The organism is Stygiolobus sp. CP850M, assembly GCF_037389425.1.
In the GTDB taxonomy this organism is placed as follows: domain Archaea; phylum Thermoproteota; class Thermoprotei_A; order Sulfolobales; family Sulfolobaceae; genus Stygiolobus.
Genome location: NZ_JBBHKR010000069.1, coordinates 34,583 through 56,469, shown reverse-complemented (window position 1 = coordinate 56,469; position 21,887 = coordinate 34,583). Strand labels below are relative to the sequence as shown.

Annotated in this window: 18 protein-coding genes and 2 pseudogenes; 13 read left to right on the top strand and 7 right to left on the bottom strand. The window is 40.9% G+C overall.

From position 1 onward, the window contains the following. Positions 1 to 66: 66 nt before the first annotated feature. Both WIW89_RS09325 and WIW89_RS09320 read right to left on the bottom strand, forming a co-directional pair. Positions 67 to 3,066, bottom strand: coding sequence for a thermopsin family protease (locus WIW89_RS09325; protein WP_337720548.1), 3,000 nt, complete (start codon positions 3,064 to 3,066; stop codon positions 67 to 69). Between the two features lie 175 nt (positions 3,067 to 3,241). After that, positions 3,242 to 5,200 carry an APC family permease gene (locus WIW89_RS09320; protein ID WP_337720547.1) on the bottom strand — a complete coding sequence of 653 codons (1,959 nt, stop codon included), beginning with the start codon at positions 5,198 to 5,200 and terminating at the stop codon, positions 3,242 to 3,244. A gap of 177 nt (positions 5,201 to 5,377) precedes the next feature. Here WIW89_RS09320 and gapN point away from each other — a divergent pair, with 177 nt between their 5' ends. Then, complete coding sequence (gene gapN / locus WIW89_RS09315; RefSeq protein ID WP_337720546.1) at positions 5,378 to 6,901, top strand: NADP-dependent glyceraldehyde-3-phosphate dehydrogenase; 1,524 nt, start codon at positions 5,378 to 5,380, stop codon at positions 6,899 to 6,901. Positions 6,902 to 6,922: 21 nt separating this feature from the next. On the opposite strand, the gene WIW89_RS09310 is transcribed toward gapN, so the two are convergent. After that, a complete protein-coding gene (locus WIW89_RS09310) occupies positions 6,923 to 7,744 on the bottom strand; it encodes a DMT family transporter (RefSeq protein WP_337720545.1) in 822 nt (273 codons plus the stop codon). A 35-nt stretch (positions 7,745 to 7,779) separates the two neighbouring features. On the opposite strand from WIW89_RS09310, the gene WIW89_RS09305 reads away from it, so the two are divergent. Both WIW89_RS09305 and kdgK read left to right on the top strand, forming a co-directional pair. Next, positions 7,780 to 8,661: a bifunctional 2-dehydro-3-deoxy-phosphogluconate/2-dehydro-3-deoxy-6-phosphogalactonate aldolase gene (locus WIW89_RS09305; RefSeq protein WP_337720544.1), complete on the top strand. Its 882-nt coding sequence runs from the start codon at positions 7,780 to 7,782 to the stop codon at positions 8,659 to 8,661. Beyond that, entirely contained in the window at positions 8,654 to 9,592 is a 939-nt protein-coding gene (kdgK, locus tag WIW89_RS09300) for a bifunctional 2-dehydro-3-deoxygluconokinase/2-dehydro-3-deoxygalactonokinase (protein WP_337720543.1), read from the top strand. The genes WIW89_RS09305 and kdgK overlap by 8 nt, the downstream gene beginning before the upstream one ends. Positions 9,593 to 9,628: 36 nt before the next feature. Here the strand turns inward: kdgK and WIW89_RS09295 are convergent, their stop codons facing one another. Further along, a complete protein-coding gene (locus tag WIW89_RS09295) occupies positions 9,629 to 10,147 on the bottom strand; it encodes a type 1 glutamine amidotransferase domain-containing protein (protein WP_337720542.1) in 519 nt (172 codons plus the stop codon). Positions 10,148 to 10,274: 127 nt separating this feature from the next. On the opposite strand from WIW89_RS09295, the gene WIW89_RS09290 reads away from it, so the two are divergent. Continuing rightward, positions 10,275 to 11,216: a glycosyltransferase gene (locus tag WIW89_RS09290; RefSeq protein ID WP_337720541.1), complete on the top strand. Its 942-nt coding sequence runs from the start codon at positions 10,275 to 10,277 to the stop codon at positions 11,214 to 11,216. A 50-nt stretch (positions 11,217 to 11,266) separates the two neighbouring features. Then, complete coding sequence (locus WIW89_RS09285) at positions 11,267 to 11,644, top strand: cupin domain-containing protein (RefSeq protein ID WP_337703113.1); 378 nt, start codon at positions 11,267 to 11,269, stop codon at positions 11,642 to 11,644. 16 nt (positions 11,645 to 11,660) lie between these two features. Here the strand turns inward: WIW89_RS09285 and WIW89_RS09280 are convergent. Further along, positions 11,661 to 11,893: pseudogene (locus tag WIW89_RS09280) on the bottom strand (aldehyde dehydrogenase family protein); the annotation flags it as partial. Between the two features lie 63 nt (positions 11,894 to 11,956). Between WIW89_RS09280 and WIW89_RS09275 the strand changes: the two are divergent. The 7 genes from WIW89_RS09275 (at position 11,957) to cobB (ending at position 19,653) form a co-directional block, all read left to right on the top strand. Continuing rightward, positions 11,957 to 13,699, top strand: a complete 1,743-nt coding sequence (locus WIW89_RS09275; protein ID WP_337720540.1) for a S9 family peptidase — start codon at positions 11,957 to 11,959, stop codon at positions 13,697 to 13,699. A gap of 269 nt (positions 13,700 to 13,968) precedes the next feature. Continuing rightward, on the top strand, positions 13,969 to 14,820 hold the full coding sequence (gene cutB, locus WIW89_RS09270; RefSeq protein ID WP_337720539.1) for a glyceraldehyde dehydrogenase subunit beta: 852 nt from the start codon (positions 13,969 to 13,971) through the stop codon (positions 14,818 to 14,820). Further along, positions 14,810 to 15,295: a (2Fe-2S)-binding protein gene (locus WIW89_RS09265; RefSeq protein ID WP_337703119.1), complete on the top strand. Its 486-nt coding sequence runs from the start codon at positions 14,810 to 14,812 to the stop codon at positions 15,293 to 15,295. Before cutB ends, WIW89_RS09265 begins: the two co-directional genes overlap by 11 nt. Further along, positions 15,282 to 17,498, top strand: coding sequence for a glyceraldehyde dehydrogenase subunit alpha (gene cutA / locus WIW89_RS09260; protein ID WP_337720538.1), 2,217 nt, complete (start codon positions 15,282 to 15,284; stop codon positions 17,496 to 17,498). Before WIW89_RS09265 ends, cutA begins: the two co-directional genes overlap by 14 nt. A gap of 262 nt (positions 17,499 to 17,760) precedes the next feature. Beyond that, a complete protein-coding gene (gene doxD / locus WIW89_RS09255; protein WP_337720537.1) occupies positions 17,761 to 18,303 on the top strand; it encodes a thiosulfate:quinone oxidoreductase large subunit in 543 nt (180 codons plus the stop codon). A gap of 5 nt (positions 18,304 to 18,308) precedes the next feature. After that, positions 18,309 to 18,821: a TQO small subunit DoxA domain-containing protein gene (locus WIW89_RS09250; protein WP_337720536.1), complete on the top strand. Its 513-nt coding sequence runs from the start codon at positions 18,309 to 18,311 to the stop codon at positions 18,819 to 18,821. Positions 18,822 to 18,897: 76 nt separating this feature from the next. Next, positions 18,898 to 19,653 (top strand): NAD-dependent protein deacetylase, encoded by a 756-nt coding sequence (gene cobB, locus WIW89_RS09245; RefSeq protein WP_337720535.1) that lies wholly within the window; start codon positions 18,898 to 18,900, stop codon positions 19,651 to 19,653. Positions 19,654 to 19,682: 29 nt separating this feature from the next. Here the strand turns inward: cobB and WIW89_RS09240 are convergent, their stop codons facing one another. Both WIW89_RS09240 and WIW89_RS09235 read right to left on the bottom strand, forming a co-directional pair. After that, entirely contained in the window at positions 19,683 to 19,892 is a 210-nt protein-coding gene (locus WIW89_RS09240; protein WP_337720534.1) for a hypothetical protein, read from the bottom strand. Positions 19,893 to 20,009: 117 nt separating this feature from the next. Then, positions 20,010 to 20,792: a KaiC domain-containing protein gene (locus tag WIW89_RS09235; protein WP_337720559.1), complete on the bottom strand. Its 783-nt coding sequence runs from the start codon at positions 20,790 to 20,792 to the stop codon at positions 20,010 to 20,012. Between the two features lie 241 nt (positions 20,793 to 21,033). Between WIW89_RS09235 and WIW89_RS09230 the strand changes: the two are divergent. Further along, positions 21,034 to 21,676: pseudogene (locus tag WIW89_RS09230) on the top strand (IS6 family transposase). The last annotated feature ends 211 nt before the right edge of the window (positions 21,677 to 21,887 follow it).

Sequence of the window (21,887 nt, the reverse complement as noted above, 5' to 3'; positions counted from 1 at the left end):
ATTCTGCTTAAATGATTATCCTTACTTTAGTGGAGAGAGAAGTTTTGACTAAAACTTTCTTCCTCCTTATCTTCTTTTAATTGCCGCAAATAGCATTAAAAGCGTGGAGATTATCAGTAATACCACAGACACAACATTTACTAGATTGATAGAAACTACAGCGTTTTCCACTATGGGTTTATTTATTATGATCACAACTCCATTCGGTAAATTATATGTCCCAGTCCACTTTACACTCTCGAAAAAGGGAACTGTAGTATTTAACCTTATTTCACTGCCCTTGAAGTACCATGACTTCTGTCCGTTTATTGTGACCAAGTATTGTGGGTAATAAATTACTGTAATTGAGGTAGGTTTTATTAATGTAAAGTTAGAGAAAGGTAATACAGAGAGGACTGCATATCTTTCCGTACTATTTATTGGGTAAGTTACGTTAGTCAGAACCTGTATCTTACTTCCGTTGAAATACCACCCGTTAGTGAAATTGACGAGGTGACCGTTAACAAGGGCTAATACAAGATATTGTGAACTCACGTTAACGAAGAATTGTAACCTCCAAATAGCTGTAAAGTTCAGGGGAGATTCAATTCTTATTGTCATATTATTAATCAGGACATACCTGCTATAATTGTTAACGTAATAGTATTGAACCGGCACGTATATTGAAAGTCCGGAGTCGTACCATCCCGTAGTAAAGTTCATGATCATCCCGTTTGCTATGCCTTTTAGTGGGTACGGAGAAAGGACGTTTACAAGGAACTGTTTAACTAACGACACATTTATAGCTACAGGCTTATTGACGATTATGTAAGTAATGTTAGGAGAACATGCTATCCTCTCGCTAGACGCGATAAAATCGTAGTAGGCTACCTTAAACACTATAGAAGTCCCGTTATTATACCACCCACTTGTAACATTCATTAAAGTCCCATTTACATACCCTTCCAACTCTCTGTTTATACTTACGTAGTATTGGTAACTAGAGATTATGGTAATCGTCATAGATGAGTTAACTATAACGTGGAAAGGAGTTGGTATGTAGTATACTACTCTTTCGTCATTGGAAAGGTAATGGTAATTGTTCGGCACCGTTATCATTGTTCCATTATTATACCATCCTGAAGTTATGTTCTGGTAACTCCCGTTTACTTCTACTAACGCCTTGTAAGGGACTATAACGTAGTACTGTAATAAGAATCTTGCTGTGAAATTAATGGGTGAGTTCAATGTTACGTTAAGGTTGTTGGTTAAGATCCACCTCTCGGTTTTCGAGCTGTAGTATATTTGCGGAGGGATGAGGACTCTTGAGCTCTGGTTTATCCATTGTATATGTGTAGCCGTCATATTAATCCCGTTAACCAGTTCGTATAATGGCAGGGGAGAGTTTATTATCAGTCTGTATTGTGTTATCCATGAGGCTGTGTAGTTTATGTTCGGTTGACTTACAATGAAGCTGGTGGGATTTAGTAATTCTTCTCTTATACCCGTTAATAAATAATAATATTGCAGTGGGATCACTACTTTTGAAGAGGAGTTAAACCACTGGTTCCCTGTCACGTTCAATGTTTTCCCGTTGACTTCTACTATTAGGGGGTACTCGGTCTTAATATCTACCAAGTACTGTAAAACTACGGTTACGTGTATTGTTATGTTAGTCGTAATTACTATATATGTTACGTTAGGAATTAGAAGTTCCCTTTCCCCCTGTGCTATTACAGAGTAATTGCATATGGGTAATTCTATTACTTCTCCGTAATAGTATTCACCCGATTTGATGAGTGCGGGGGTTCCGTTCAATGTCCCCCACATGGGTATATTAATTGTAACCTTCAATATGTTAGGTATTTGGATATAACTCACAAACACTTGATAATAGCCGTTTGACAAAGTGATTATGTTGTTAGTGGTATTATAACTACCACTACTACTTAGCACCTTGCTTATAGGCAAATAGCGGTAAAGTGATGTATTAAACAGCGGAAGTTGTAGGGTAATACTAGAGGGTGAGGTGTAAGATGTGTAATAGGACTCTCCGTAATCCGGTTCTTGAGTGTTATAAGGTACATTTGCTGTAGTGTTATACCCGTTAACTAAGTAGTAGTGGTTTGAGAGTACTGTAACTAATGTCCACCCCGGGATCAAAGGTGTAAAATAGCTCGTCAAATAGGACGGGTTTGGGTTGCCGATAGTCACACAGACCATACCGTTATTACCCAAGGTTGCTTGTATGTTAGATGAAGTCTCTGCTGTGTCGAAGCCATAGTTATAAACTTCTGGAAACGGTGAGTATAAGTTAGTTCCCGTAACCTTATAATATATTGCTAATTGTGATTTCATTGACGAGAATGTAGCTATAGATCCGTTTGAGAACCCTCCCCAGACAAGCTCAGCATCAAAATACTCCCCATTTCCGGTTAATTGGGGTGCCACTAAGATATAGGCGTTAAGGATATCGCTTAATGTTATTATCACGGTGTCATATCTAACGTAAGAGCCACCCATTTCATATCCTATACAAACCTCCGCCCCACTTTGGGTTTTTGACACATTTATGAAAAGTAACAATGACATGGGAGTTGAGAAGGATTGATAAGATGTCGAATAGTAGTAAAATGATACTACTTGTCCATTATTTGTGGTTGTTGTCGTCACTTGACCATTACCAGATATATATGCTGGGTTCAATCCGGCACCATTTGCTGTAAAGTTCCAAATATTGTCTATGAAACGCATTTGAGATCCTTGGAATTGTATTGCATTCTGTATCCAATATTCCTGAAGGTTACTTAAGGAGCTCATCACTAGCACCACATTCAGCTGCAGAGAGGCACCGCTCGTAGACAGTGATCCTATATATACATAACCCATTACAGAATTTGTCTCAACTGCAACTTTAACCCCCGAGGGACTAACACCGTTAGATGAGACTCCAATGGGATAATAGGGAGGGTCTTTGGTGTAAACCTTAGGGATCAATGTAGGTGTTGAAGAGATGGGAGTGAATGTAATGAGGTCTAGAAGAAAAGAAGTGATCAAGAGTAAAGTTAACAGTAATCTTAAATTCATATCTAGTTTTTAAAAATCACAGTTTTAAAAACTTTTGAGAACAGAAAACATAGCTAAGGACAGAAGTATTAAAGAGAGAAATATTAAAACAAATGCAATGACTATACTGTCGTAAATCGGCTTTAAATAATATAAAAAAAGAAACAAAGCTATAATGGGGTTCTTCGTAAAGCTTTCACCTTTGTTGAGGCAGCTCGGGAGTCTCGCTTAGTATTTCCTCTATTGCCTCAGTCCTGAAACCGCTCTTAACAGCTGCGAAGTAGAACCCCAATATTACTAAAGCTGCTACAACTGTGTCCTCTGGGAACGGTATTATTGGATTTAGGCCGAATCCTCCGAAGTAGGACAGAATATATATTGCTATAAAGAAGCCTACCAACCACCAACCAGCATTTACCTCTCTCTTAATATCCTCACTCGTTACGGATAAGTTAAGGAGAGCTACATTTGCCATTAATAGAGCTGCATAAATGAGTATGTAAATTATGAACGCTGTATTGTTAGCTGTTGTAAGTCCTGAAGTGGCGTTAAAGAAAGCTATTGCAATTATTATAGAAACTACAATGTCAACAATGCCAACCAAGGCGGAAATGGTCTTGTTCACCTTTAATACTTTGTATGCGTAATACCCGAAGAACAACGGTAAACCGAAGGTAATACCAGTAAACACATAGAATAGTACAGCAAACCCTGACCAATATAATATCAGACCAGCGGCTAACGTCGCTAAGGGAGCTATTATTGATACACCAGGCAATTTGAAGGGTCTATTTAACTCTGGTGCATGCTTCCTTAGCACCGCTACGCTAATTCCCCCCATTATGTAAGTTAACACTGTAGCTGAGGATATGAAAGACACTAGGGCATACCATGACGGGAAGGGTAGTAAGAATATGAACCCTATGATTAATGCAGCAATTAGTGAGAATACTGGAACTTTAGTCTTTCCTACCTTAAGGAATATCTCTGGTAAGTAGCCGTTACTGGCAAAGGCGTATATAGTTCTCGCGGAAGTTCCAGTATAAATCCATCCAGTACCGGATGGAGAGACAACAGCATCTATTGTTAACACTATAGCCCATAACACAAATAATCCAGCAATAGCTCCAGCCTCGGGTGCTAGGTGGAATAATATTAAGAAGGGACCGTTTGCTATGGCTGCACCACTGCTTGTCTCAGCTGTAGGTAGAGCACTCCAATTACCAACTGGTACTGGGACTAGCTTACCTGACTCATTTAGATATAATTGGTTCCAGTTAATTCCGCCTATGAAAGCTACTTGTAACATTGTATAAAGTAGTATGGCAATTACTAACGAACCAATTACTGCAAACGGAATGTCTTTCTTAGGATTTCTACCTTCTCCTCCATATTCAACAGCTTGTCTGAAGCCTAAATATGAGAACACAACTCCGGTAGTAGGTATTGCGTAAAGCACAGCGTTGACTCCATAAATTCCACTAGCTCCTCCCACTACGTTGGAAGATGATGGGAAGAATCCTCCGCCAGCTGTAAAGTTTCCAGTATGGAAGTCGAATATTAACAGAAATATAACAGTTAGCGTCGGGACTAGTAACTTCCACCAGCCTACTCCATGTGTTACCTTACCTAGGATGTTAACGCCTGCATAGTTTAGGAAGAAGAAGAAGAGCAATAGAAGACCGGCGAGTGCTATTCCTTCAGGTGTTAGTATTGTTATCTGGGTTCCGTTAAAAGTTCCCGTAGTAGTTAATTGTGGATAATATGAGGCTATATACTCAACAGCTCCAGCCGCCTCAATAGCTGGTACTGAAGAGGCTGATAGGAAATAAGCCCAAGTTATTATGTAACCTACTACGCCTCCGTGAGTGTAGTGGGGATATCTGGTTATTCCTCCAGATTTCGGTATAGCAGCTCCAAGCTCAGCGTAAGCTAAACCCACGAACATTACTAGGATTCCCGCAACTATCCATGACAGAATTGCAGAACCTCCAGCATATGCACCAGTACTCAGAGAAGCGAACAACCACCCTGAACCTATTACTCCTCCTAAGGAGAGATATAATAATTCGAACTTATTTAGAGATCTTCTTAACAATTTATCTGATTGGGTTCCGAAATCTCTGGCTCCCCCTTTTATTTCCCTATCAGACATAAGTTTAAACTATATGAAGTAGTTTATAAATCCTTGGTATCTAATCATGGTTTGAAGGTGAACAATTTCTAATTGCTTAAAATAATTTGAACGATTCATGAATGATAATTTGAGATTTTAATTTCTATACCAGAGGACTGAAAAAATGATTTAAATGAAAATGAATAAATATATCTTATGGCAAAACTCAAAGAGCTTTCAGGTGAACTTAGAGAGATATATACAGTAAACTCAGATGAGGTGCTTTCCTTTAAGACGTATATAGCTGGAATCTGGACATCAACGAAAGATTTAGAAGAAGTAAAATCTCCCATAGACTTAGAGGTTTATGCAAAAGTCCCAAAGTTAAACTATGAAATGGTTGACATGGCTTTACAGACGCTTTATAAAAAGGGCAGGTGGGAAATAAGGGATATGCCGGGGGAGAAGAGATTAAAGGTTTTTCACACACTGGCTTCTTTACTGGAAAAGTTCAGGCAGGACTTTGTGAACGTGTTAGTAATCGGTAACGGAAAGACCCCTTCAGCTGCAAATGGCGAAGTTAATGCAGCTATCGAGAGGTTAGAGAGGGCTGACTTAGACGTGAGAAAACTATACGGTGAGTACGTCCCGGGTGACTGGAGTACCGAAAGTTTGGAGGCTGAGGCAATAGTGAGAAGGGAGCCTTTAGGTATAGTGTTAGCCATTACCCCCTTTAATTACCCTCTTTTCGACGTGGTAAACAAGTTCGTATACTCGACCGTAGCAGGGAACGCCTTTATTCTTAAACCAGCCAGTGCCACTCCCCTACCGGCGATGCTGTTCGCAAAACTTGCAGAGATGGCAGGTTTTCCGAAAGAGGCTTTAGCGGTAATCACTATACCGGGCAAAGAAATGGACAAGATAGTTCAGGACAAAAGGATAGGTGTTATTTCACTCACGGGAAGTACCGAGACTGGGGAGCAAGTGATGAAAATAGGTGGAATAAAGCAATACGTTATGGAACTCGGAGGTGGCGATTCTGCGATAGTTATGGCTGACGCTGATCCGAAAGTTTCAGCCCAGAAAATAGTCACCGGTATAACGAGCTATTCCGGGCAGAGATGTGACTCGATAAAGTTCGTATTTGCAGAAGAACCAATATACGATAAACTAAAGGAGAATTTAGTAGAGGAGTTAAGGAAGGTGAAAGTAGGAGACCCGAGACAAGACGGAGTCACTATGGGGCCTGTGATTGACCCTAAGACCGTAGACGAATTCGAGTTTGCCGTAAAAGACGCCGTAAGCAAAGGAGGAGTTGTACTTTACGGAGGAAAAAGACTGGGCGCCACTTATATTGAGCCGACGCTTATTGAAATCGATAAATCGAAAGTAAAGGACTTGTACTTGTATAAGAAAGAGGTATTTCTATCAATCGCAGTGCTCACTCAAGTAAGCAATATAGAAGAGGCAATAGAGTTATCTAACGGTAGGAGGTACGGACTGGACGCAGCATTGTTCGGAAATGACATAAATAAGATAAGAAAGGCAGTAAGAATGCTCGAAGTAGGTGCGGTTTACATAAACGAGTACCCCAAGCATGGTATAGGTTACTTCCCCTTTGGCGGGAGAAAGGATTCCGGGATAGGGAGAGAAGGTATAGGATACACTATTGAATATGTGACGGCTTATAAAACAGTGGTATATAACTACAAAGGAAAGGGAATATGGGAGTATTTGTGACTAAACGAAGTAGTTAGTGTTCTAACTCTTCTCTGAGCTCGTCACGACTATAAGTATCGATAGTATTACTAACATTCCCCCAGAGATTTCGAAGACGGTCGGTATTTGACCGAATATAGGGATAGCCAATAATGTTGCGACTACTGGCTCTAACAGCCCTATCGTCTCGATATGTTGAGGTTTGACCTTTCCAGAGGCTACTATTATAGACGTATGACCCAGCAAGGTAGGTAATGTGATTAAACCTAATAGTGCTAGGACGGAAGTTATGGTAACTGTGCCAAGTCCCTGCATTAGGAACAACGGAAGTGTAAATATTGAAGAAGAAATATATATAGAAGAAGTTAAGGTTATCGGCTCGTCTTTGACTTTACTCAGTCCAGCCGTATAAAGGGCTATTAAAAAGGCTGACAATATTGCAATGGCGTTTCCGAAAAGTAAACCGGGCTTTAGAGGAAGGTTCATTAATACCACTCCCAAAAACCCGGTGATGACAGCGATTATATCCCTTAAGTTTGTCTTGAATTTTAAGAAAGGTGATAACAAAATTACGAAAAAAGGGGAGGTAGAGACGAGAACAGTAGCATCGATTATCGTTGTCGAGTAAACACTGATAATAAAGGTCACCATATGCATTGCTAGTAGTAATCCAAATGGTGAATACCTCACGACTTTCTTAAGGTCGACCCTCCCTAAAGTGAGGATGAGACCTGCAATAAAGAACCTAAGGAATGCTATACTCCCAGGGGACATCGCCGATAATTTAATGAAAATAGAAGCGGTACCAAAGCTCATCCCACCGGCGATCAGTAGCAGGTAATACTTGTTTATCGATAGTTTCATTAGGACTTTTTATCCTAACTCAATAAATATGATTTATGCAAGTCGTAGTCCCTATCATTACCCCCTTTACGAAAGATGGTAAAGTTGACATAAATGCCTTAAAAGACCACGTGAAGAGGCTTTTAGAACTCGGAGTAGACGTAATTTTCCTTAATGGAACAACAGGTTTGGGACCGGCTCTTTCTAAAGAGGAAAAGAAGGAAACGTTAAAGGCGGTGTATGACGTCACACACAAGGTAATATTCCAAGTGGGTGGTCTTAATTTGTATGATGTCTTTGAGCTTGTCGAATATTCTAAGGAGTTCGACATTTTGGGAGTAGCATCTTACTCTCCTTATTACTTCCAGAGACTTCCAGAGAAATGGCTGATCAATTATTTTAATGACATTATAAGCAAGAGTGAACACGACTTCTTCCTTTATAATTATCCCGCGGCGACTGGATATGATATATCAGCAAAAGTAGTGGGAAAGATCCACGGGCTCAAAGGACTAAAGGACACTACGCAGGACTTAGCTCACACACTTGAATACAAGATAGTAAATCCTAACTTAATCGTTTATAATGGATCCGATAGCTTAATCTACTATTCTTTATCGTCACTTGACGGTACAGTAGCCTCTTTTGCAAACCATTCTCCCCACATAATATCGGCTATGAGGAAGCTGATAAAAGAAGGAAAGAGGGAGGAAGCACTCAAGGTCCAGATGTTGATTAACATGCTACTAGACGCGATCAGGAAATACGGGCAGCTCTCGGCAACATACTATATGGTGGAGATAATGTTAGGTTATAAGGTGGGTTATCCTAGACCCCCAATATATCCCTTAACAGACGATGAAGTTAAAATGTTGAAAAGCGAAGTTGAACCTTTAAAGAGAAAATTAGAAGATATTATTAGTGGAATTTATGGCTAAAATGGTCACGCTGGGAGAAATTCTGATTCAGTTTAACCCAATTACTCCCGGACCCCTAAGGCATGTTAACTATTTCGAAAAACATGTTGCGGGTAGCGAGGCAAATTATTGTGTCGCGTTCATAAGGCAAGGGAATGAGTGCGGTATTATAGCTCGTGTCGGGAAAGACGAGTTCGGGTACAACGCCATAGAGTGGTTGAGAGGGAAAGGTGTAGACGTATCTCAGATAAAGATTGATGATTCAAGCCCTACTGGGATATTTTTCATACAAAGGCACTATCCAGTCCCTTACAAGAGCGACTCGATTTATTACAGAAAGGGGAGTGCTGGGAGCAAACTTTCCCCGAATGATGTTGATGAAAAATATGTCAGAAGTGCTGACATAGTACACTCCTCTGGGATTACCCTCGCTATTTCAGACACTGCTAAAGAGGCTGTATACGAGGCTTTTGACTTTGCTAGAGCCAGATCCTTTGACACTAACATAAGGCTTAAACTTTGGTCTCCTGATAAGGCGAGATACGAGATAATGAGGATACTTAACAAATTCCACCTGAACTTCCTGATAACAGATACTGACGACTCAAAGATAGTATTGGGCGAGTCGGATCCCGATAAGGCAGCTAAAGTATTTCTAAATTACGCTGATGTAGTGGTAATGAAGATGGGAGCTAAAGGAGCTACATTGTACTACGAAGGTAAGAAGTACTACTCTCACGGATATACGGTTCCGGTCGAAGATGTAGTAGGTGCTGGAGACGCTTTAGGAGGTACTTTTCTGTCTTTATATTACAGAGGTTTTACTTTAGAAAAGGCTTTAGATTATGGTATAGTAGCGGCAACACTTAACGTTATGATAAGAGGAGATCAAGAGAACTTACCCTCGACTACTGACATAGAACAATTTTTGAGAGAGTTCGAAAATAGATAAGAAAAAAGAAATAGAGGTTAAATTCTAAATGGGTAGTTAACTAATTTTTCTTCCCTTTAATGCCTTAATCAACGTTGATGCAAAATAGGGTAAGTCACCTGGATGCCTCGATGATATTAGATTATCGTCCTCAACTACTGGGCTGTCTATGTATTCTCCGCCAGCAGCGATCACGTCGTCCTTAATCGAAGCCACGGAAGTGACTTTTCTTCCCTTTATTACTCCGGCGGAGATGAGGATTTGAGGTCCGTGACAGATTGCGGCTACGGGTTTTTTCAATTCGAAGAATTTCCTCGTTAACTCCTTGACCTCCGGCAAAGTCCGTATTCTCTCAGGACCTCTACCACCTGGAATTACCAGAGCTGAGTACTCTTCGGGCTTTACCTCTTTAAACGAGATATCCGCTACTACAGTATAACCGTGTTTACCGACTATCTTTCCTCCCTTTTCTTTACCCGCAATAACCGGAGTGAAGCCTTCTTCTATAACTCTATAAAACGGGTATAACAGTTCAATATCCTCATATTCATCTCCTACTATAAAGAGTACTTTCATAGTGTGATAATGTGTGGCAATATAAACTAATAACGTTAATTAATTGTCAGTCTAATCAAACCGTTATAAGTCCCCCACCTTACCTCTCTCAAAGGCTTTATTTTATTTTAATCTACCTTTAGAGTAAATGGTGGAGATATGCCTCTACGGTACCGTCTACAATAACGCGGACACAGTTGAAGAGAGTGTGAAGTCTGTTTTCGACCCTAGTTACAAAATAATCATAACCGACAATTATTCAACTGATGGTACTTACGAAAAACTGGAGGAGTTGAGAAAAGACTTTAATTTGACCGTTTTGCGTTATAAGTCCTCAAGAGGTGTGGGGAGACAATATTCACTAAACTACTGCCCGGAAAACTCCATGACAGCCTATTTTGATATGGACGTAAAATACAACAAGATATTTCACGATATAGTGAAATACTCAGCTGAAAGAGGAGCAAAGGTAGTAACTACGATACAGAGCACTCTTGTCGCACCCAAAAAAGAGATTATAGAGAAGGGTGGTTGGAGGGATCTTATAGTCGCAGAGGACATAGAGCTCTGGTATAGAGTAGGCTTCGACCACCACATACCGCTGATAACAATGGAGAAGAATTTACATAGACAGTCCAGCTATGGAGCTAGAGAGAAAAGGTACTCAAAAGGGATTAATTATTACTACCGGTGGTTTATGAGTGTAGTCGACACCATAAGGGGTAGGGGATTTACGTTAGAAGACGCCTTTTTATGGTATAAAAAGAAATACCACGCAATAGTCTTCCTAGCGTACATAATAGCCAAAGCAAAGGGGATGTACAGAGGTACTACCATCCCCGAGCTGTTAGAAAAGATCTACATTCCAGACGAGTTTAGGAATTACGAGGACTATATCCTTATAGGGGTAGGTCTAAGAGAAGTAAATTATAAAAATAGAGATATAATTAAGAAATACACGGAAGGGTTTAAGTCCTTCTTATGCGATGACAATATGATACTGTTTGTGAAAAAAGAAAAGGTTGTTGAATATTATATGAAGAACTTAAGTAAAAAACTTGTGAAGAATTGTGAGAAATTCACACTCTGAAGTTATAATCTATTTAAAATCTCCTCTAAGTAATAATAGTGGGGAACAATTTGGAGTATTATCTATCCAATATTTCTTCCGTAAAGAAAGACCAAGTTCCGATAAAGGGGTCAAAAGGAGCTTACATCCAGTGGCTTGTCACAAAAGATCATGGAGCCCATTACGCAGTCAGAAAGTTCACATTAGAGCCACATGGCGTAATACCGATGCACGTACATAAATACCAAGAGGCTGTCATCATAACTAAAGGTAAATGCAAGGTATGCGTAGCCGACAAGACCTACGAGATGAAAGCTGGTGACTTCATTTTCATAGATTCTAATGTAAAACACTCCTTCGTGAACGGTGACTCAGAACTGGAATTCTTCTGTGTAATCGATTACACAGACGACATGAGTATAAAGACGTTAGACGAGGAGTGCAAGTGAAAGAAAAAAGTCAAAGTCACTCGTAATACGTCTGAGCTTGTTCTCTGAGGAAGGAGAGTAAGTAATAGGGTCCTCCCGCGTTTTTCCTAGTCCAACCCGAATGCTTCCAACCCCTAACGGTTGTACTCCGGGCATTGCACCGGTAGTAGCCCCTACAGTCCTATTTACGTAAACAACACCGGCTTCTATATTGTTAAAGAAGTATTCAATCTCTCTCGGGTCCTCACTGAAGATACCAGCGGTTAAGCCGATCGCATACCGATCTTAGGACCTTCAGTTGACATTATAAAGTAAGTAAACACATAATACTTTATGGACACGATAGAAGAAGCGTATTCAATAAGACTCGTTTCAGAAGTGAAACTAAGTCAGAAGGGTCTATTACATACCGAGACGTGGATAGAAGGGAATGAGTATAAGTCAAGCATCTACCTTGATAAGAATAGGATTACTTTCGGCGGGAAGGAGTTCTTACCATCGATCAACGGAGAGGATCTCTACTACGTTTTAAACGGAAGAACACTCGTCAAGCAAAGTCCTTACGGAGAACCTAAGAGACTCTTTACTCTCGGTAAGATACATAAGTTCGTCTTCCATAAGGACGGGATTTTAGTCATAGGAGAAAAGAAAGATAAAAAAGAAGGCCACTTCGTGGCTAAAAAACTGAAGTATAGGTTTGACGGAAGAGGTCTACTGAGAACTAGGATGTCCTTGTTGTTGTTTGACGGAAAAGAAGTTAAGACACTTGTTGAAGGTGACTTCGACGTAACTGACGTTGCAACTAACGGAAAAAGGATCGTGATCTCTGCTACAAAAGAAAACGATGATGTGGGTCTATCCGACATTTATGAGGTTGAAGGAAATGAATTAAGGAGAATCACAAGAGGGGAGGGAAACATAACGGCTGTTGCTATGAATGAGGACGGTCAAATAGCCTATCTAGGACACCGAAAGGGTAAAACACCATGGGCAGTAAAAGAAGTAATACTACCAGAGGAGGATAAGAGTTATCTGTGCGGAAATTATTGTGGTAATAGCGTCCTCACTGACTTGTTCGACGGTGCAAAGGAGAAGTTAGTCTTTAAGAGGGGAGAAATAGTAACCACTGGTCAAGTCGGAGCTAAAACAAACGTTTACAAAGTTAGTGATAACAAGGTGGACCAACTGACAGATGGGGATATGGTAGTCAGGAGTTTCGATTATTTAGACGGAGAACTGGTTTATGTTTATACCACTCCTGAAAAGCCTTCAATAATGTACTACAAGGGGGAGACATACGACCCTAACCCCTCAGTAATGGGTTTAAAGCCTGAACTGGTTAGGGGAGATGTTGAGGGTTGGGCTATAATAGTGGACAAGCACGCTCCGACGATACTCTTTATCCACGGAGGGCCACACACTGCTTACGGGTACTCCTACTTCATAGAATTCCAGTTTTTCGCAAAGCACGGGTTTAACGTAATATACTCAAACCCTAGGGGTAGTCAAGGTTACGGTGAGGACTTTGCTAAAGCATGTGTAGGTGACTGGGGAGGGAAGGACATGGAGGACATCTTAAACTTCGTTAAAACTGTCAGAGAGAAATACGAGCTGACGGGTAAGATCGGCGTTACCGGGGGATCTTACGGTGGGTTTATGACTAATTGGATTGTCACAAAGACAGATATGTTCTCTGCGGCGATTAGCGAGAGGAGTATATCTAACCTCGTCAGCATGTGCGGTACGAGTGACATAGGCTTCTGGTTCAACACTATAGAGTCCGGTATTGACGACCCGTGGAAACCTGAAAATATGGATAAGTTAATGAAAATGTCTCCCATATATTACGTAAAGAATGTCAAGACGCCTACAATGCTAATACATGGAGAGGAGGACTACAGATGTCCTATAGAACAAGCAGAACAGTTCTTTATGGCGTTGAAAATGAATGGAATCGATAGCGAACTGGTCAGGTATAAGGGTGACGGTCACGAACATGCGAGAAGGGGTAAGCCCAACAACATGAAGGATAGGCTTAGAAGAAAGCTAGACTGGTTTAACAGATATTTGAGATAGGTGACCCTCCGCGTAAGATGCCTACGTTCTCGATATAAACAATTCATATACTCTCTTTAAGTTTATGAATAATGTAAGTTCTGATTATTCGTAGTGTCTTCAACATGTATTCGAACCATATACATCCTAAAACAAAACCGATTCTAAGGAGACATTATATGGTCGACCTAATTAATTAAAATATGTTTAAATGAACATTTTTTGATTTTGTAACAATTTAATCAAGAGATAAGCAAAGTATTTAATAAATTTCTTACCATTACCATATAATGTATCCACCCCAATTAGGCTATTATAGACCGGTCAGTCTTAGTGACGCCTTAGACTTCTTAAGTAATGAAGACGTTAAGCCCTTAGCAGGAGGTCAGAGCTTAATACCTATGTTAAAGTTTAGAATATTAAAGCCTAAGTTTCTACTGGACTTAAACCCTCTCAAGGAACTAAATCACATCTCGTCAGGAGATGATAGTGTAATCATAGGTGCTACAGTGACACATGCCAGCCTGGTTAAAAGCGGTATAGTGAGGATAGACTTGCCTCTACTTCACCAATCGGCAAAAAAGGTAGGTGATATGCAAGTCAGAAATATGGGTACTATAGGTGGTTCGTTAGCAAACGCAGACCCATCGGCAGATTATCCAGCTGTAGTTACAGCTTACAACGCTAAGTTAAGGTTACAGAGTTCGAAAGGCGTGAGGGAGGTAGAGGCTAAGGATTTCTTTAAAGGGCCCTATACAACCGAGTTAAGGGAGGACGAGCTTTTAGTGGAGATCGTCTTCCCTAAACTTAAGGGATACAACTATAAGTACGCGAAAATAGTGAGGAGAGCTGGAGACTACGCATTGATTGGAATGGCTGTTTTAGCTAAAGTAGACGGAGTAGTAAAGGATATCAGAATTGCTTATACCGGCGTTTCCGACAAGCCGTTCAGACCTTACGAGATAGAGAAGTCTTTACTCGATACTAAACCTTCTGAGAACGTAATTAGGGACTTCGCAGAAAAAGTAGCCTCTCAAGTGAACCCTCCTTCAGACTCCAGAGGATCTTCCGAGTACAGAAGAAAGGTGATGAAAGCTCTTACGGTAAACACCCTAAAGGAGGTGTTAGGTATTGTTAGTTAGACCAGGGGAAAAGGCAAAAATTAAAATAAAAGTAAACGGGATATGGTACGAAAGGGAAGTAGAGCCTAGGCAATTACTAGTCCACTTCCTGAGAGATGAACTAGGGCTTACCGGTACTAAGATAGGATGTGATACATCAACTTGTGGTGCGTGTACTGTACTCCTCAACGGTAAGAGCGTTAAGTCTTGTACAGTGCTTACAGTCCAAGCTGACGGTGCTGAGGTGACTACCATCGAAGGGTTAGACGCAAAGGAGCTTAAAGAGGCATTCAAGGAGAACTTTGCCCTCCAGTGCGGCTACTGTACTCCAGGGATGATAGTTCAAGCTCACTATCTCCTCAAGGAACATCAACATCTCTCGGAAGAGGAAATAAGGGAAGGTATTCATGGTAACATCTGTAGGTGTACTGGATATCAAAACATAGTCAAGGCAATAAGGCAAGTTGCAGGAGGTGACGGTCATGTACACGGGTAAACCAATAAAGAGGTTATATGACGATAAGTTCGTCAGCGGTAAATCAACTTACGTAGATGACATACAGATATCAGCCTATTATGCGGGGTTTGTCAGGAGCCCTTACGCACACGCGCTGATTAAGTCTATAGACGTAAGTGATGCGCTAAAAGTCCAAGGGATAGTCGCGGTCTTCACGGCAAAGGACTTAGAGGTTAAGGAAGGTATAGGAATATGGACTACTTACGAAGATCCTAAGTTATGGAAATTCGTAAAAAGGAAGCCGTTGGCAGATAAGAAAGTTAGGTATGCCGGAGAACCGGTGGCTATAGTGATAGGAACTGATAAGTATTCAGTGAGGGACGCTATAGACAAAGTAAGCGTTGACTACGAGAGATTACCTGCGACAGTTAAGATGGAAGATTCCTTAGAAGATAAAGTGATCATACACGAGGAGTTAAAGACTAATGTAGCTTTTGACCGGACTTACAGTGCTGGCAACATAGAGAACGCCTTTAAGAACGCGGACAAAGTGATCCCAGTCGAGATAACAAACAACAGACTCATCCCGTCACCCATGGAGCCTAGAGGCATTATAGCTAGATATGAAGGAGGCTTCCTGACGGTATGGTACTCTACACAAGTTCCCCACACAGCTAGGTCAGAGTTCTCCAGAATTTTTGGCATTCCTTCCAGCAAGATAAGGGTCATAATGCCCGATGTAGGAGGAGCTTTCGGAAGCAAAGTGAATATTTTGCCGGAAGATATAAGCGTCATAGCCAGTGCTATAAAGTTGGGGAGACCAGTAAGGTGGACAGCGACTAGGAGTGAGGAAATGTTAGCCTCTGAAGCCAGGCATAATACCTTCAAAGGGGAAATTGCAGTTAACAGAGAAGGGAGATTGTTAGGAATTAGAGGAGACTTACTGGTTGACTTAGGAGCTTATCTAACTTATACTGCCCCTCTACAACCAGCAATTATTCCTTTAATGATCCCGGGGCCATATAAGGTTAGAGATATCCATATAAGGAGTAGGGCAGTTTACACTAACACCCCACCCATAACAATGTACAGAGGAGCAAGTAGGCCAGAAGCTACATTCATAATAGAGAGAATAATGAGTATTATTGCCGACGAGTTGAAGCTAGACGACGTGAGGGTCAGAGAAGTGAACATGGTAAGGACGGACGAGATGCCGTATACGAACCCATTCGGCTTGAAGTATGATTCTGGTGATTATTTAGGCTTACTGAGGGAGGGACTGAAAGCACTCAAATATTATCAGCTCAAAGGATGGGCTGAGGAGGAGAGAAAGAAGGGCAGGAAGATAGGTGTAGGGATGGCATTTTACTTGGAGATCAGCGGTTTCGGGCCTTGGGAGTTTGGCGAAGTCAGAGTATCCGAGACTGGAGATGTATTAGTAATAACCGGAGGAACCCCCCACGGTCAAGGTACAGAAACTGCAATCGCCCAGATAGTAGCTGACACTTTGCAGATAGACATTAATAGAGTCAAAGTGGTCTGGGGAGACACTGAAATTGTCGCTGCAAGCATGGGTACTTATGGGTCGAGAACAGCCTCAGCTGCTGCGAGTGCTGCACTTGTCGCTGCAAAGGAGGTATTGGAGAAGATGAAGAGGACAGCTGCTAAGATTTTGAACGTGGATGTAGAGGAGGTCGCATATTCCAATGGAGAGTTCAGTGCAGGTGGTAAGAAAGTTAGTTGGGATGAAGTAGCTGCATCCTCTTATGCCTCAAATGAACCAGGTATTTACGCTCAAGTCACTCTGTCCGGAGATGTTACATTCCCCTATGGAGTTCATGTGGCAGTAGTTGAAGTAGACGATTATGGTATAATAAAGGTAATAGACTACAAGGCTTACGATGATATAGGTGTAGTGATAAATCCGGCTTTAGCTGAGGGGCAAATTCACGGTGGGGCTACGCAAGCTGTAGGACAAGCAACATTAGAAGAAGCTATAATTAACGACGATGGTCAGTTAGTTGTAACTTACGCTGATTACTTTATACCAACGGCTGTTGAGACACCAAAGTTTGAAAGTCACTTCGTAGAAAAACCACATCCATCCGCGTATCCCACTGGGGCAAAGGGAGTTGGTGAAGCCGCACTAATAGTTGGACCAGCTGTTATAGTAAGGGCTATTGAGGACGCCACTGGAAAGAGGTTCAATAAGACTCCCGTAAGACCTGAAGACGTAATTTAGCTTGATTAAATTCTTTTTTCTTAAACAAAGTGTCTCCAGTATAATTTTATTATACTTTTATTTTATGGTTAATAATCGTCATATGATTTGAATGATCTACCAAGATAATTTATATATCTTCTCTTTTTAATCCTTTTCTATTTATCGAAGTTTAAAAAAGTCTTAACTTTGTAAATAATTGAAGATTAAAAAGATTTATTACTTTTTATTAGAAAAACTTAAATTTGTTTTTTAAACAATTTGAAATAGGTGAGTTGAAAGGATGGCTAAAACGGAGTTAAATGAAGGAAATTCAACGAGAATGGAATACATATGGCCTATACGTTTTGCTGTAGGTTGGATGTTTTTAGACGGTGGTTTAAGGAAGGCTGTACTAAAGCCTGAAAAGTTAGACCCTAACTCATCTTCATTCGTGGGAGGAAAATTAGTGAATTTCCTGCCACACGCTGGTCCGTTTAAGCCTCTCTTACTAATGACTCTAGAGAACAGAACATTAGACGTAACATTCCTCACTGTCTTCAGTTATGTCGAACTACTTGTGGGGATTATGATAGTGATCGGGTTGTTAACAAGATTGGCATCACTAGGCGCTCTAGCAATGTCTGTGGGTTTCGCTCCAGCATACTGGTTAGGTTCCACATGCGAGGACGAGTGGCAAATCGGTGCTCTATTAACAGCAGGTTCAGTAGTACTAATGTTAACAGCTGCCGGAAGAGTATGGGGATTAGATCACTTCCTCTATAAGAAGTTCGGAGATAGACCGATAGCTAACGTACCGATACTTAAGTGGATTAAACTGTGGTGAAAAGTATGGAAAAAGTAGTTGTTCTTGGCTTAATTTTCAGTATCTTGGTAGCGGGCTGGATACTAGCTACTGGTCAGTGGGCTTATGGAAACGTAGTAGGGCCTCTAGTAAATAACTCAAAATTACCGAAACTAGAGATCACTTATATAGACGCTTATAATACACCTCAGGGTCTATGTCTTATAATGAACATAACAGATATCGATGGTCCGGACGCTTACCCGGCTTCCGCTCCACTGATGGAGATATACAATACAAATCACACGTTTATGATGTTCCTAAACTCTTCACAGATATCTAACGATACCGTGAAAATAATACAAGCCCCGTGGAACGCGAATAAAAAGGACACCGTTAACTGGTATTCGGGATTCGTAGTAATATTGGGAAGTGAAGGACAGTTCCACTTACTAATAAAAGGAGTACACTTAGCCCCCGGTAACTATTACGTGAAATTATACACACCAGCAATATCTACCGATATGGAAGCAGTAGCGAGCTTTACTATAACCTCATAACTTTTTCTTTTTTTAATTTATCCTCACTTTTTTCTCTCGCTTTACTTTTTTTACTTTTTCTTTACAATCTTTTGTGATGGAGAATGAAAAAATAAACATAGTAGTTGATATGTTGTTGTCTTCAGTAAATGCTATAGCTTTCACCGGAGCTGGCATCAGTACAGCTTCGGGTATACCGGACTTCAGAGGGCCTAACGGTCTTTGGAAAAAATACTCCCCTGAGCTGGCGAGTATAGAGTACTTTGAAAGGGATCCCAAAGGTTTCTGGGAGTTTTACTCGACAAGAATGAGGGGGCTATTTGAAGCGAAGCCGAACCCTGCGCATTTTGCTTTAGCTGAACTCGAGAAGATGGGGCTAATAAAGTACATTATTACACAGAATATCGACGGTCTTCATCAAAAAGCTGGTTCAAAAAGCGTGATAGAACTTCACGGCACTATGAAGAGGAGCTTTTGCTCCTCTTGCTTCAGGTCTTACGATTCGTCTGAGGTTCTTATGAAAATAGACGAGGGAGAACTTCCTCCAAAGTGCTCATGTGGTGGGATTATTAGACCTGATGTTGTACTCTTTGGGGAACCAGTTAAGGAGATAAATTACGCATTACAAATTGCTTACGATTCGGACTTGGCTTTAGTGGTAGGTTCCTCTCTGACTGTATATCCAGCAAATTTGGTTCCGCAAGTCGTAAAGGAAAGAGGAGGTAAACTAATAATCCTAAACATGGAGGAAACGCCTCTGGACTTTATTGCTGACGTCGTTATAAGAGACTCCGTCGAAAAAGTCCTACCGATGATAGTTGATGAAGTAAAAAGGCAGACTGGTTTGGTCTGACTTCTTCCCCGCTAGCGAGGGTTCCCTCCTCATCGTTCCCACCATCGATTCGGGTTTACATCTGGTGGGCAGTCGAGTGGCTCAGAGAACCACTCCCATTTGAAAATAGCATCGGGGGTGTGGGGGTATCCCCCACAAGGGGGACTTTCATTGTCGAGCTCTAGTCCCTTGAAGGAAAGAGGCGTCACTGCTTGCTCCTCCCACAGTACCATTAAGCTGAGGAGGAGCGTCGTTAGCATCACTAAGAGAAATTTTGATAGAGGAGTATTTAAACATGGGACTATCCATCCCGGCTGGCGAGGCTTTCCGCCCTTTTAACCCCTTTCTTTGTAACTTTCAGGATTCGAAAGTGGTAACTACTGAATGTCGCTTTCGTCCTTGTTTGCTTCCTTTATCTTGTCCATTACTTTTTTTGGTAAAGCATAGTCCTCCCTCCTCTCGTTTATTCTCCCCAAGAGGACTATGCCCTTTCCCGGGACTATGTCAATTTCCCAAACATACTTATCATGATTTGTCTGCCTCATCTTTTCTATAACTACATATCTATGTAGCATTCCATCTCTTATTACTCTCCTGAACCTGATAATCCCATCAGCTACGTGTTCAACTCCGAATCCGAAAGCTTGGGACGTAGTTATTGCGTATTGTGACGTAACGAGAATTGTAAACCTCCACTTGTTAAGTACTCTCTTCAAGTAGTAACTTATTTTTCTTGCCATTGCCGGTTTATCTAAGAAAAGTGCAGATACTGAATCGATCACTAGTCTAGCCCACCCAGAGCCTAATTTTTGCTTAGCCTCTATCACTTTTTGGACTAGTGACTCAGGTTCTAACTCCGTTAAAGACCACTCGTCTTCCCTTTCCTTCATTAACGCGTCAATTATTATCAACTTCTTTTCAATATATTCTTCGAGATCCCAGTTAAACATCTTGGCTTGCCTGACTATGGAGTCCCTGCTCTCTTCCGTAGTAACGTAAATTGCAGGCTCTCCATGGACAAGTCCTTCGTGTATAAAGCTGAGGGAGAAGATTGTCTTACCCGTTCCGGGTTCACCAGTCAAAGCTACAAAGAACCCCTGCGGAATGCCTCCCTCGATAAGCCTGTCAAATTCATGAATACCAGTAGACAGCCTGATCATAACCATTTATTTTGAACTAATGGAATAAATAATTGCCTTTTGATAAAGGTATTAAGGAAAAAATGGAGTGTGGACAACAATTTTGTTAATATAAAATGAATTATTTGAATTGTTTGTGCTTTATTAGTAGAACGTTAATGATAATACCTTTTTAGGGTGAGCACGGGAGGTATTACTTGGAGGTGAGCACTTGGAAACTAGATGGAAGGTTCCCGTGCTCACCCAAATTATACTAATTTTAATGCAGTATATTAACCTTAGCCCTAGGTTTTACTCTAGGGATACCTTAGCCTATGCATTGGCTAACCAGTTTCTGGGTTATCCACTTGGAGGGTCGTGTTATCCACTCTACTCTGCTTTACTATCATGGGAGGTTGAGTTACGTGAGGTATGCTGTGCCATTGAGTGGTGTTTACGCTATTGATGAGACTAAGGTGAGGCTAATTAATGGTCAGTACTATTACGTGTGGATCGTTAGGGATGTAAAAACCAAGGGAATACCCTTCTTCATGGTTACTAGCGTTAGGAGTGGGGTACATGTCTTGGCAGTTTTGGCAAGTATGAAGAGGGCTGAGGAAGTGGCAAGGGGAATATTTAAAGTGAGGGTGGATAAGTTACTTGCACGATGGGGCAACTGCATACAACGCCTTCACATGGTTAAACGTAGAACACGAGAAGGTAACGTTCAACGAGAGGGATTACGCAGAACAAGGGTTCAGAAGCTTAAAACATAGGCTTGCATCAATGGACTTCCACTTCCCTTGGAATACTGACAATCACAATAACTAGGTGGTTATCAACATTCTTCCTAATATTTCCTTTACACCCCAACGTACTTGTTAGATAAGGGGGTGATAATAAATGTAAATATTTCAAATGAATGAAATTGTTGTCCACACTGCTGGTGCATTGAAAGAAACATTTTAAATAGTTCTATAGAGATCGTTTACTTACAATCAATCGAGAAATAAATAGACGTTATCAATAGAAGTCGTATTCAGGAAACCCAGTTAGTGGTAGCGCGAATAACGTACATTTGTCCCATATTCACTAACTTAAGCCATAAAGTACTATATACGGGTTTATATACGAAGG

What these genes read in the sequence shown, in the direction of transcription:
- WIW89_RS09325 (WP_337720548.1), bottom strand. Translation starts at nt 3,066, where the DNA reads ATGAATTTAAGATTACTGTTAACTTTACTCTTGATCACTTCTTTTCTT.
- cobB (WP_337720535.1), top strand. Translation starts at nt 18,898, where the DNA reads ATGGAGAATGAAAAAATAAACATAGTAGTTGATATGTTGTTGTCTTCA.
- kdgK (WP_337720543.1), top strand. Translation starts at nt 8,654, where the DNA reads ATGGCTAAAATGGTCACGCTGGGAGAAATTCTGATTCAGTTTAACCCA.
- cutB (WP_337720539.1), top strand. Translation starts at nt 13,969, where the DNA reads ATGTATCCACCCCAATTAGGCTATTATAGACCGGTCAGTCTTAGTGAC.
- WIW89_RS09250 (WP_337720536.1), top strand. Translation starts at nt 18,309, where the DNA reads ATGGAAAAAGTAGTTGTTCTTGGCTTAATTTTCAGTATCTTGGTAGCG.
- doxD (WP_337720537.1), top strand. Translation starts at nt 17,761, where the DNA reads ATGGCTAAAACGGAGTTAAATGAAGGAAATTCAACGAGAATGGAATAC.
- WIW89_RS09310 (WP_337720545.1), bottom strand. Translation starts at nt 7,744, where the DNA reads ATGAAACTATCGATAAACAAGTATTACCTGCTACTGATCGCCGGTGGG.
- WIW89_RS09320 (WP_337720547.1), bottom strand. Translation starts at nt 5,200, where the DNA reads ATGTCTGATAGGGAAATAAAAGGGGGAGCCAGAGATTTCGGAACCCAA.
- WIW89_RS09275 (WP_337720540.1), top strand. Translation starts at nt 11,957, where the DNA reads ATGGACACGATAGAAGAAGCGTATTCAATAAGACTCGTTTCAGAAGTG.
- WIW89_RS09290 (WP_337720541.1), top strand. Translation starts at nt 10,275, where the DNA reads ATGGTGGAGATATGCCTCTACGGTACCGTCTACAATAACGCGGACACA.
- gapN (WP_337720546.1), top strand. Translation starts at nt 5,378, where the DNA reads ATGGCAAAACTCAAAGAGCTTTCAGGTGAACTTAGAGAGATATATACA.
- cutA (WP_337720538.1), top strand. Translation starts at nt 15,282, where the DNA reads ATGTACACGGGTAAACCAATAAAGAGGTTATATGACGATAAGTTCGTC.
- WIW89_RS09305 (WP_337720544.1), top strand. Translation starts at nt 7,780, where the DNA reads ATGCAAGTCGTAGTCCCTATCATTACCCCCTTTACGAAAGATGGTAAA.
- WIW89_RS09235 (WP_337720559.1), bottom strand. Translation starts at nt 20,792, where the DNA reads ATGATCAGGCTGTCTACTGGTATTCATGAATTTGACAGGCTTATCGAG.
- WIW89_RS09295 (WP_337720542.1), bottom strand. Translation starts at nt 10,147, where the DNA reads ATGAAAGTACTCTTTATAGTAGGAGATGAATATGAGGATATTGAACTG.
- WIW89_RS09240 (WP_337720534.1), bottom strand. Translation starts at nt 19,892, where the DNA reads ATGCTAACGACGCTCCTCCTCAGCTTAATGGTACTGTGGGAGGAGCAA.